We start from the raw sequence: 11,021 nt of genomic DNA on the forward strand, positions 1-11,021 counted from the left end.
CCAGCTTGTCTCAATACAATTTTAAAAAGTATGACGGGGTGGTGAATATGTGAAAGAACAAGACGTGCTGCTAGATGTCAAACAGCTGTCCATTGCGTTTCAGCAAAAAAAGCAAAAGGTGCCTATCGTCCATCACATATCGTTCTCGATTCAAAAAGGAGAAACGTTAGGGATTGTTGGCGAATCTGGTTGCGGGAAAAGTATCACATCTATGTCATTAATGGGACTGAATCAGCAAACCGACACAACGGGTGAGGTTCAATTCGAAGGGCAAAACCTGCTGTCGCTTTCAGAGAAACAGTGGCGAGAGATAAGAGGAAATGACATTTCGATGATTTTTCAAGAGCCCATGACCTCCTTGAACCCATTAATGACCATTGGCAAACAAATGACGGAAGCCCTTTTCACACATCAAGCAATCGGTCAAAAAGAAGCAAGAGCCAAGGCGGTTGATCTGCTTCAGACTGTTGGATTGAAGCAAGCCAAATCGTTACTGAAAAAATATCCACATGAATTATCAGGCGGCATGCGCCAGCGTGTAATGATTGCGATAGCAATGCTTTGTCATCCCAAGCTCATGATCGCTGACGAACCGACAACTGCACTGGATGTCACCATCCAAGCGCAAATCCTTCGTTTGCTCAAAAAGCTGAACGAAGAGATGGACACCGCTATTTTATTTATTACCCATGATCTAGGTGTCGTGCGGCAAATATGCCAGCGAGTCATGATTATGTATGCCGGTCGAATTGTAGAAGAAGGAACCGTTGACCGTATTTTTCAAAAACCTCTGCATCCCTACACAAAAGGTCTTTTCGCCTCCGTTCCATCGTTTAAAGAGAAAAAAGAAAAACTCATCTCTATTGCAGGTCATGTGCCTAAGCCAGGGGCCATCCAGTCAGGCTGTCAATTTGCACCACGCTGCCCATATCAAATGGCGCAATGTCTTGAAACAGATCCAGCCTTGCAATCCATTGAACAGAATCACCGCGTGGCATGTTTTCTAATGGAAGGAGGAGAAGACACTGAGTCACCCACTCTTACAAGTGAATCAGCTGACAAAACAGTATGACACTGCCGCTTTTTTTTCTAAACATAAACAGTCTACTTTGGCTTTAAATCAAGTGTCCTTTCACGTGAAGGAAGGGGAAACGCTTGGCATAGTAGGTGAATCTGGCTGCGGGAAATCAACACTTGGCAAAAGCTTAATGAGATTAACTGAACCGACGTCAGGCTCTATTCAACTGAAAGGGCAAGAGATCACCCTTTTGAAAGAACGAGACATGCGTTCCTTACGAAAAGACATTCAAATGATCTTTCAAGATCCATACGCTTCTTTAAATCCAAGAATGAAAATTAAAGATATTTTAGAGGAACCGCTGATTGTTCACCGGCATGGGACGAAAGCAGAAAGACGGAAACGGGTAAAAGAGATGCTGCACATTGTTGGATTTGATCCTTCCTACGGAGAGCGTTATGCGCATCAATTCAGCGGCGGACAAAGGCAGCGTATTGGTATCGCAAGAGCACTCATTACGCACCCAAGTCTTGTCATTGCTGATGAACCAGTTTCCGCTTTAGATGTATCCGTTCAAGCACAAATTTTAAATTTGATGCTTGAATTGCAAAAGACGCTTTCTCTGACGTATTTGTTTATTTCTCACGATCTTGGCGTTGTCAGATATATGAGCGACCGAATCGCCGTCATGTATGCTGGGCGCATTGTCGAGATGGGGCCTGCTGAAGACGTGTTTCACAGCCCGCTTCATCCCTACACGTCGCTGCTTCTGAAATCCATTCCACATATGGATCACGTGCTAGAGAAGCAAGATGTGTCAGCAGAAGAGTCCACAATGACGGCAAGCGGCGGCTGTCCTTTCTACAAAAGGTGTCCAAAAAGGTGGGACAAATGCCTAAAAGCAGTTCCTGCCTTGTATGAGGAGGAACCGGGGCATGCGGCTGCATGTTATTTATATCAAAAGGAGGAACAGAATGAAGAAGACATGGTTATTCAGTAGTTTCATTTTTGTGCTGGCACTGGCGCTCTTTTTAGGGGGATGCTCATCTTCACCGACATCAGAAGAAAAAGCAACAAAAGATACCCTCGTATTTGGCAGAGGGGGAGATTCTACTTCACTAGATCCAATCACAACGACAGAAGGCGAAACCTTCAAGGTCACAGAGAATATATTTGAAAAGCTTTTGAATTACGGTGAGAAAGACACGACCATCCACCCTGGCCTTGCAACAGAATGGGATGTTGCAAAGGACGGAAAATCGTACACATTCTATTTAAGAAAAGGTGTGAAATTTCACGATGGCACAGACTTTAACGCAGAAGCAGTGAAATTCAACTTTGACCGCTGGATGAATGGCGATGCAGAAAAATTTCCTTACTATGGCATGTTTGGCGGCTATAAAAAAGATAAAGGACATGTCATTAAAGACATCATCGTCAAAGGCGAGCATGAAATTGAATTTCAGCTAAAGCGCCCGCAGGCGACTTTCCTCAAAAATATTGCCATGTCACCATTTGGCATTGCAAGTCCGGCAGCAGTTGAAAAAAGTGGCGATTCATTTAGAGAAAATCCAGTAGGGACTGGACCATTCAAGTTTAAAGAGTGGAAGCAAAACGACCGTATCGTGTTAGAAAAGAACGAGGATTATTGGCAGAAGGATAAACCAAAGCTGAATCAAATCATCTTCCGCTCCATTCCAGAAAACTCTGCTCGTTTAAATGCCTTGAAAACAGGCGAGATCGACTTAATGGATGGCGTGAATCCGTCAGATTTAGATGGCATTAAAACCGACAAAGCGCTTCAACTCATTGAAAGACCATCGATGAACGTAGGCTATATCGGACTGACCGTCACGAGAAAGCCGCTTGATAATAAGCTGGTTCGTCAGGCACTCAATTACGCCGTCGATAAAGAATCCATCATTGAGTCATTTTATGGCGGACTTGCTGAGCCAGCAAAAAATCCATTGCCGCCAGCTTTAGAAGGCTACAATGACGACATTGAGCCATATCCGTATGATCCAGAAAAAGCGAAAGAACTATTAAAAGAAGCGGGCTTCCCTGATGGATTTCTCATCAAACTTTGGGCGATGCCTGTACCACGTCCATACATGCCAGATGGGATGAAGGTAGCAGAAGTCATTCAATCCAACTTTGAAAAGGTAGGCGTCAAAGCAGAAATTGTGACATATGACTGGGCAACCTATTTAGATAAGGCAAGTAAAGGAGAAGCAGATGTGTTCTTATTAGGCTGGACAGGGGACAATGGCGATCCTGATAATTTCATTTACACACTGCTGGACAAAGACAGCATTGGCGGTAACAACTATACATTCTTCGAAAACGATAAAATGCATGACATTTTAATTGAGGCGCAAACAGATACAGATCAAAAGAAACGAAATGAGCTCTATAAAAAAGCGCAGGAAATCATTCATGACGAAGCGCCTTGGATTCCATTGGTGCATTCAATCCCAATGCTTGCCGCATCTAATGATTTAAAAGGGTACCAGCCGCATCCAACTGGTTCAGAGGCTTTGACTGACGTGTATTTCGAATAAGCAAATAAGGGAGATCATGTATCTCCCTTATTCAAACAAAGAAAAAGGCGGTGAAAGCTGTTTGTTTGCTTATTGTATGAAACGGGCAGGAATGCTCATCCCAGTCCTGATTGGAATGACATTGGTCGTGTTTTCGATTATTCGGTTTATACCTGGAAATCCAGCGCAGGTCATCTTAGGACAGCGAGCAACGAAAGAGGCAGTAGAACAATTAACGATCCAGCTCGGTTTAGACCAGCCGTGGTATGTTCAATACAGTCATTATATGCTTGGCCTTTTAAAAGGGGATTTAGGGACTTCTATTCGAACAGGAGCGGCTATTGCCCAGGAAATGAAGCCTTACTTATTTGCGACGTTAGAATTGACCTTTTTTGCGATGGTGTTGGCAATTGTTGTGGGAGTGAATGCCGGAATCATTAGTGCTTGGTTTAAGCATTCTTTCTTTGATTATGCCGCAATGTTTATTGCACTCATCGGAGTGTCCATGCCGATTTTTTGGTTAGGTTTAATGGGGCAGTGGCTATTCTCGATTGAATTAGGTCTTTTGCCAACAACGGGCCGAGAAAACGTAAGGAATCCAGTAGATTCGATTACGTATATTCATACACTGGACACGCTTTTACAAGGCCGGTTTGATCAATTTATTGACAGCATCAAGCATTTGATATTACCAAGTACAGCACTTGCCACAATTCCTGCTGCGATTATTGCGAGGATTACAAGGGCAAGTATGCTGGAAGTGCTTCATTCAGACTTTATTCGAACAGCAAAAGCAAAAGGAGTACGTTCATTTTTCATTATTTATCAGCATGGCCTGAAAAATGCGCTCATTCCGATTTTGACCATTATTGGACTTCAAACAGGCCTATTGCTTGGCGGAGCCATTTTAACAGAAACCATTTTTGCTTGGCCGGGAATTGGACGGTATATATATGACGCCATCAGCTATCGTGATTATCCAGTCATTCAAACAGGCATTTTCGTCGTTGCGCTTATATTTGTCCTGATCAATTTCATTGTGGACATCTTATATGCGGTGATTGATCCAAGGATTAAATATTAGGGGAGGAGAGTGACAATATGGAAGCGCAAAAAGAGCTTGAACCACCTCAACCAAAAGAAGAACGCGCTCAATCATTGATTCTTGAATCGTTGAAGCAGTTCTTTCAGCACAAGTTGGCGGTTATCGGTAGTGTAATAGTCTTTTTATTTCTCATCCTAGCAATCTTTGCACCGCTCATTGCTCCTTATGGAATCAATGAACAATCACTCGGTGAGCGGTTTAGTGCACCCTCAGCTGCGCACTGGTTTGGTACGGATGATTTCGGCAGAGATATATTTTCAAGAGTTGTCCATGGAGCGCGGATTTCTTTATGGGTTGGCTTCTTCTCAGTCCTCGGGTCTGTCATTTTAGGTACATTGCTTGGATTGATGGCAGGCTATGGTGGAAGAGTGCTAGATGCTGTGATCTCGAGATTGTTTGATATTTTACTCGCTTTTCCTAGCATTCTATTAGCGATTGCTATTGTCTCCATCTTAGGCCCCTCCTTACAAAATGCCCTTATTGCCATTGCGATTATTAATGTCCCAACCTTTGGACGGCTTGTTCGTTCAAAAGTGCTGAGTATTAAGCAAGAAGAATACGTGCTGGCAGCAAAGGCGGTTGGAATGTCACACCGCCGGATCGTGCTGCGTCACATCCTGCCAAATAGTATGGTGCCGGTCATCGTTCAGGCGACGCTTGCGATCGGAACAGCGATTATTGAGGCAGCTGCTTTAGGTTTTTTAGGGTTGGGTGCACAAGCGCCAAGTCCAGAATGGGGAAAAATGCTCGCCGATGCTCGGCCTTATCTCGTTCAAGCCCCCTGGACATTATTCTTTCCAGGGATAGCGATCATGCTGACGGTGTTGGGCTTTAACCTGATGGGAGATGGATTAAGAGACACGCTCGATCCTAAAATGAAGAAAATAAAATAAGACCGATTCTAGGAATCGGTCTTTTCTGTTTATGCTTCTTTTTCTTCTGTTTCGATTTCACTATCTTTTGGGTGATACGTCTGGAAGCTTGTAATTAATGTATCTAAATGCTCTAATTCATCACGGTATTCGATGATGCTGGACATGACATTCAGCATATTGTAATCGAGCAGGTCATTTTCTTGGTTTTGCTGATGCTGAATAAATGATTTCGTTAACGTCTCAAGGCGAAGAGAGCATTCATTTTGAAATTCATCGTCCTGCGGCTTCATTTTTCCGACGAATTTCATCAAGGTGCGCTCATGCCAATATAATAAATAATCAATCTCATCCGTTAAACTTTCCTGGAAATGCTCTGGCATCAAATGAATTTCATTTTCTAATTTATGAAGCTTTTTCAGCAAGTACAGAGCGCGATTGGATGTCATAATGGCCTGCCTGAACAAAACGAGCTTTCTTGATTTTACATAGGTTGTTTTCTTTAAATAGCTTCGTTCCTCTTTGTATAACAAGTAAATGTGATCTAATTTGATCATACGTTCTTTTATTTGATCAATGTCATCTTTTAAAGTGGAATGATCAGTAGACTGTCTGGAAGTCAGACGGATCCATTTTAAAATCTCCTCCGTATTTTCCATAATGTGATGAACAAGCTTTGTTTCATACTTTGGCGGCAGGAAGATTAAATTTACTAAAAATGAAGAAAGAACTCCTAACACCACAGTAGCTGTTCGAATTAAGGCAAAGGAAAGAAAATGATCTCCTGCGCTTTCTAAAATCGCGATGACGGTTACAAGTGCAATCGGAATCGTGTGTTCGATTTTCAGCTTTAAATTAATGGCGATGACCATGACGGCGGTTAAACCGATAATGACTGGCCCTGTGCCAAAAAGCAGACCGAACGTAATGGCAAGCGCTGCTCCAATAATATTGGCTTGCACTTGATCAACAATGGTTAAAAAAGATCGATAAATAGATGGCTGGATAGCAAATACAGCTGCAATTCCCGCAAAGACGGGCGTTGGCAACCCAAGCCATGTTGCCAGGTAAAGCGCGAGTACAATGGCAATACCAGTTTTTAAAATACGGGCTCCAAGTTTCATTGGTTTTGTCCCTGCATTCCTTTCTTTTCGATAATAGATGATCACTCGTCATTTATCATCAATATTTTGATGAAACAACTAAGTAATATACAGCGGTCTTCCGAAATATTCAAGTGATTTTTGAAAGTTCATGAAAACATCAAAAGAAGGTATTGAGAAGAAATGTAACAGATTCGCACGTTTTTGACAAACAAGAGCTGGTCAATAAAAAAACAGGCGCATGTTTTTACGCCTGTTTTGGACTTCATTATGATTGTTTTAGCTGTGCAAACGCATGATCTACTGCTTCCAGCGTCTCAGAAATATCTTTTTCAGTATGTGCGATCGTTAAGAACCAAGCTTCATATTTAGAAGGAGCGAGGTTAATGCCTTGCGCGAGCATCAATTTGAAGAAGCGGGCAAACATTTCGCCATCCGTATTTTCAGCCTGCTTGTAGTTCACAATCGTTTCTTTTGTGAAATAAATTGTGAGAGCCCCTTTTAGGCGATTCACCGTAATATCTACTTGATGCTTTTGGGCATGTGCTAAAATGCCTTCTTCTAACATAGCGCCAAGCTGATCAAGACGCTCGTAAACACCATCTTCTTTTAACAATTCTAAGCAGGCAATTCCTGAAAGAATGGATGCAGGATTTCCTGCCATCGTGCCCGCTTGATAGGCTGGTCCAAGTGGAGCGACTTGCTCCATGATTTCTTTTTTACCACCATACGCGCCGATAGGAAGTCCGCCGCCAATAATTTTTCCTAATGCAGTGAGATCGGGTTTTACTTGAAGCAAGTCCTGTGCACCGCCATACATAAAGCGGAAAGCAGTAATGACTTCATCGTATATCACCAGTGCGCCTTTTTCATGTGTGAGGTCATTGACCTGCTGCAGGAAACCGTCCTTAGGTTCCACGATGCCGAAGTTCCCGACAATTGGCTCGACAAGGACAGCAGCTACTTCATCGCCCCATCGATCTAGTGCTTCTTTATAGCTTTCAATATCATTAAATGGAACGGTAATGACTTCATTGGCGATACTCTTTGGTACGCCCGCTGAATCAGGTGTTCCTAAAGTGGAAGGACCAGAGCCTGCTGCCACAAGCACAAGGTCAGAGTGACCGTGATAGCACCCAGCAAACTTAATGATCTTTGTTCTGCCTGTATATGCGCGAGCCACTCGAATCGTTGTCATCACCGCTTCTGTACCTGAATTGACAAAACGTACTTTGTCCAAAGCAGGCATGGCTTCCTTCAGCATTTTAGCAAAAGTCACTTCATGCTTCGTTGGTGTTCCGTAAAGGACACCTGCCTCAGCCGCTTTTGTGATCGCTTTTGTAATATGAGGGTGGGCATGTCCTGTAATAATAGGACCGTATGCTGCCAGATAATCGATATAACGGTTTCCGTCAACATCCCAAAAATAAGCGCCTTCTCCTCTTTCCATCGCAACGGGTGCACAGCCGCCTACTGCCTTATATGAACGAGACGGGCTGTTGACACCTCCAACAATATGCTCCAGCGCCTCTTGATGTAATTTTTCTGATTCTGTGAATTTCATAAATAGCCTCCTATCTCAACGTATCACGTCGTCTATCTTTATTTTAACATGCCGATGCAAGCGTCCTTAGTTGAATATCCTCTCAAAATTAGATAGGCTAATGAAAAAATAGGTTGGAGGGATTGTGTCATGACAATCGAAGTAGGGCAGCAAGTACCTGACATTGAATTAACCGGTGACAATGGGGAGAAAGTAAAGCTTTCTGATTTTAAAGGAAAACATATAGTCCTTTATTTTTATCCAAAAGATATGACACCAGGCTGTACAACTGAGGCGTGCGATTTCCGTGATCGTCATCAAAGCTTTGCAGAATTAGACGCCGTCATTATTGGCGTGAGCCCAGACGGTCAGGACAAGCACCAAAAGTTTAAAGAAAAACATGATTTGCCGTTCCTGCTCCTTGTAGATGATGAACAGAAATTGTCTGAAGCCTTTGGGGTATGGAAGCTGAAAAAGAACTTTGGCAAAGAATATATGGGGATCGAGCGTTCAACGTTTCTTATTAATAAAGAGGGCACGCTTGTGAAAGAATGGCGAAAAGTAAAAGTGAAAGACCACGTAGAGGAAGCGCTTGAGGAATTGAAAGCTCACGCTTAATATCCTCACAGGATGAGATCGGCAGACATGCCGGTCTTTTTTTGTAAAGAAGAATAGGTAAAAAAGAGGATTGTAATTGACAAAGTTTCAGCTCTGGGGGTACACTATTTATAAAGATTACAATATAAGAATATTTTTGAAGAGAGGTGCATGATGAAATGGCTGCTCACGAACTAAAAGACGCTTTAGATGCTCTAAAAGAAACCGGTGTTCGAATTACTCCGCAGCGCCATGCCATCTTGGAGTTTCTCGTAAATTCTATGACTCACCCAACCGCAGACGATATATATAAAGCACTTGAAGGAAAATTTCCAAATATGAGTGTCGCAACGGTTTACAACAATTTACGAGTCTTCCGGGAATCTGGATTAGTAAAGGAATTAACGTATGGTGATTCCTCAAGCCGATTTGATTTTGCGACATCTGACCATTACCATGCGATTTGTGAAAACTGTGGAAAAATCGTGGACTTTCACTATCCTGGCCTTGATGAAGTTGAACAGCTTGCATCCCATGTGACGGGCTTTAAAGTCAGTCATCATCGCTTGGAGATCTATGGAACTTGTCAAGAATGTGCGAAAAAAGAAAATCATTAAAGAAAAAGCTGACCGTTTAAATGGTCAGCTTATTTTTATGACTTTTTTCGATTGTAGGATTCATCAAACTCTTTGCCTTCTAATGCTGGATCAAGTGTAAGCGGCTCTCTGCAATGCATGCACATGTCCACCCGGCCAAGCACTTTAGTTTCCTTCTCACAGCCTGGACACACGACACGTACTGCCTTCGTAGAAAGCATACCAATCCAAAAGTAAACGGCTGTACTTAATCCAATTGATAAGACGCCGAGCAGCATAAAGAAAGTCGACAGCCAGATCGATTCCTTGAAGAACACACCGATATACATGATCAGAAAGCCAACAAAAACCAAACTAAGTGCAAAGGTTCTGATTTTATTAATCTTACTGGAGTATTTCGCCATCCCTAGTCCCCCTTATCTCCAATATAGCACATTTTACCTTTCCGTTTGAATTAGTTATAGAGTTTTGCGAATAAATTGCTTATAATGATTCAATGATCTTTTTTCATGTATTGAAGGAATTTTGATTCTATGAGGAGAAATACATAGCATTAGAGAAGAACTTTACACCCGAGTATTGGAGGAATCACTATGGAAAATCTTCTCCGTCCTATTTATCAAGAAAGAGCAAGCCATCCAGACACATTAGCTGTGATTATAGTAGAAAGAAGACATAAAGTATCTTCTGAGACGGATAACTTTGATACAGCACTTCTAGTCATCGTAAAAGAAGCGGAAGAGCCGTTATTTATCAAACACTATGAATCCGATCACCAAACAGCCTCTTTAAATGTTGTCACAGATGATCAGCTGAAGGAATGGATTACCCTCGGAACTAACCGCCGAATCATTGATTGGATTTTGAATGGAAAAGTCCTGTTTGATCGAAATGAGTATATCTTCAACTTAATTGATGAACTAAGTACATTCCCGTTTTCAAACCGTAAGCTCAAAATCGGTTTAGAATATGGCAAGCTCATTCGCAGATATATAGAAGGAAAAGCGTTTTTTGAGTCAAATCAATTCCTTGATGCATATAATTCCATTGTGCATGCCCTGCATCACTTAGCGCGTATTGAAGTGATTGATAAAGGCTTCCATCCAGAAGTGACGGTTTGGAATCAAGTGCGTCATATGGAGCCGGAAGTATACAAACTTTATTCAGAACTGATTGAAAGCCACGAAAGTCTGCATAAGCGTTTGGAGCTCTTATTTTTAGCAAATGATTTTTTGATCCATTCAAAAGCAGAAATCGGTGCCGCTCATTTGCGTCATGTGATGGAGCAGAAAGAAATATGGCTTTTTGGTGAGCTTCTTGCACATCCTGACCTTAAGCATTTCACACCTGACCTTAGCGTCATGATTGATTTCTTTGTGGAAAAAGGAATTGTTCAAGTCGAGCCGATTGAGACAAAGGGGCAAAAAATCTATCATCGAGGATATTTTGTGAAAAAAGATATTGACGCATGAATATTATGATGGTATATTATTAAACGTCGCTAACGAGCAACTGAGTTGCTTTGAAAGAAAAGCTGACAAAAAGAAATTCTAAAAAACACTTGACGCACACGGTGCTCAAATGTTATATTAAGAAAGTCGCCTCTGAGAGACGACGGACATGATCTTTGAAAACTAAACAAGACAA

The 11,021-nt window shown here is 42.1% G+C and carries 11 protein-coding genes; 8 read left to right on the forward strand and 3 right to left on the reverse strand.

Annotated features, from left to right (window positions below):
• Nucleotides 1-49: 49 nt before the first annotated feature.
• The 5 genes from AKG37_RS17770 to AKG37_RS17790 all read left to right on the forward strand — a co-directional run bounded on the left by AKG37_RS17770 (nucleotide 50) and on the right by AKG37_RS17790 (nucleotide 5,556).
• Entirely contained in the window at nucleotides 50-1,072 is a 1,023-nt protein-coding gene (locus tag AKG37_RS17770) for an ABC transporter ATP-binding protein (RefSeq protein WP_060700036.1), read from the forward strand.
• On the forward strand, nucleotides 1,026-2,018 hold the full coding sequence (locus AKG37_RS17775) for an ABC transporter ATP-binding protein (protein ID WP_060700037.1): 993 nt from the start codon (nucleotides 1,026-1,028) through the stop codon (nucleotides 2,016-2,018). The genes AKG37_RS17770 and AKG37_RS17775 overlap by 47 nt, the downstream gene beginning before the upstream one ends.
• Entirely contained in the window at nucleotides 1,993-3,579 is a 1,587-nt protein-coding gene (locus AKG37_RS17780) for an ABC transporter substrate-binding protein (RefSeq protein ID WP_060700038.1), read from the forward strand. The genes AKG37_RS17775 and AKG37_RS17780 overlap by 26 nt, the downstream gene beginning before the upstream one ends.
• A 61-nt stretch (nucleotides 3,580-3,640) precedes the next feature.
• Nucleotides 3,641-4,642, forward strand: a complete 1,002-nt coding sequence (locus tag AKG37_RS17785; RefSeq protein ID WP_060700049.1) for an ABC transporter permease — start codon at nucleotides 3,641-3,643, stop codon at nucleotides 4,640-4,642.
• Between the two features lie 17 nt (nucleotides 4,643-4,659).
• Nucleotides 4,660-5,556 carry an ABC transporter permease gene (locus AKG37_RS17790; RefSeq protein ID WP_060700039.1) on the forward strand — a complete coding sequence of 299 codons (897 nt, stop codon included), beginning with the start codon at nucleotides 4,660-4,662 and terminating at the stop codon, nucleotides 5,554-5,556.
• 29 nt (nucleotides 5,557-5,585) lie between these two features.
• Here the strand turns inward: AKG37_RS17790 and AKG37_RS17795 are convergent, their stop codons facing one another.
• Together AKG37_RS17795 and AKG37_RS17800 are read right to left on the reverse strand one after the other, a co-directional pair.
• The gene (locus AKG37_RS17795; protein WP_060700050.1) at nucleotides 5,586-6,659 is read right to left on the reverse strand and encodes an FUSC family protein; all 1,074 of its coding nucleotides are present in this window, start codon (nucleotides 6,657-6,659) and stop codon (nucleotides 5,586-5,588) included.
• A gap of 247 nt (nucleotides 6,660-6,906) precedes the next feature.
• Nucleotides 6,907-8,202 carry a glutamate-1-semialdehyde 2,1-aminomutase gene (locus AKG37_RS17800; protein ID WP_060700040.1) on the reverse strand — a complete coding sequence of 432 codons (1,296 nt, stop codon included), beginning with the start codon at nucleotides 8,200-8,202 and terminating at the stop codon, nucleotides 6,907-6,909.
• 129 nt (nucleotides 8,203-8,331) lie between these two features.
• On the opposite strand from AKG37_RS17800, the gene bcp reads away from it, so the two are divergent.
• Both bcp and perR read left to right on the forward strand, forming a co-directional pair.
• On the forward strand, nucleotides 8,332-8,799 hold the full coding sequence (bcp, locus tag AKG37_RS17805; RefSeq protein ID WP_060700041.1) for a thioredoxin-dependent thiol peroxidase: 468 nt from the start codon (nucleotides 8,332-8,334) through the stop codon (nucleotides 8,797-8,799).
• Between the two features lie 158 nt (nucleotides 8,800-8,957).
• Nucleotides 8,958-9,395, forward strand: a complete 438-nt coding sequence (gene perR, locus AKG37_RS17810; protein WP_012009347.1) for a peroxide-responsive transcriptional repressor PerR — start codon at nucleotides 8,958-8,960, stop codon at nucleotides 9,393-9,395.
• 35 nt (nucleotides 9,396-9,430) lie between these two features.
• Here perR and AKG37_RS17815 read toward each other — a convergent pair whose 3' ends face one another.
• Nucleotides 9,431-9,778: a YgzB family protein gene (locus AKG37_RS17815; protein ID WP_024425201.1), complete on the reverse strand. Its 348-nt coding sequence runs from the start codon at nucleotides 9,776-9,778 to the stop codon at nucleotides 9,431-9,433.
• 189 nt (nucleotides 9,779-9,967) lie between these two features.
• Between AKG37_RS17815 and AKG37_RS17820 the strand changes: the two genes are divergently transcribed.
• Entirely contained in the window at nucleotides 9,968-10,846 is an 879-nt protein-coding gene (locus AKG37_RS17820) for a nucleotidyltransferase-like protein (RefSeq protein ID WP_060700042.1), read from the forward strand.
• The last annotated feature ends 175 nt before the right edge of the window (nucleotides 10,847-11,021 follow it).

Origin of the sequence: Bacillus australimaris (assembly GCF_001307105.1) — a bacterium.
Taxonomy (GTDB): Bacteria; Bacillota; Bacilli; order Bacillales; family Bacillaceae; genus Bacillus; species Bacillus australimaris.

Bases quoted from the DNA above. Each gene is read 5' to 3' on its own strand.
- AKG37_RS17780 (WP_060700038.1), top strand. From the start codon at position 1,993: ATGAAGAAGACATGGTTATTCAGTAGTTTCATTTTTGTGCTGGCACTG.
- AKG37_RS17790 (WP_060700039.1), top strand. From the start codon at position 4,660: ATGGAAGCGCAAAAAGAGCTTGAACCACCTCAACCAAAAGAAGAACGC.
- AKG37_RS17795 (WP_060700050.1), bottom strand. From the start codon at position 6,659: ATGAAACTTGGAGCCCGTATTTTAAAAACTGGTATTGCCATTGTACTC.
- AKG37_RS17800 (WP_060700040.1), bottom strand. From the start codon at position 8,202: ATGAAATTCACAGAATCAGAAAAATTACATCAAGAGGCGCTGGAGCAT.
- bcp (WP_060700041.1), top strand. From the start codon at position 8,332: ATGACAATCGAAGTAGGGCAGCAAGTACCTGACATTGAATTAACCGGT.
- perR (WP_012009347.1), top strand. From the start codon at position 8,958: ATGGCTGCTCACGAACTAAAAGACGCTTTAGATGCTCTAAAAGAAACC.
- AKG37_RS17815 (WP_024425201.1), bottom strand. From the start codon at position 9,778: ATGGCGAAATACTCCAGTAAGATTAATAAAATCAGAACCTTTGCACTT.
- AKG37_RS17820 (WP_060700042.1), top strand. From the start codon at position 9,968: ATGGAAAATCTTCTCCGTCCTATTTATCAAGAAAGAGCAAGCCATCCA.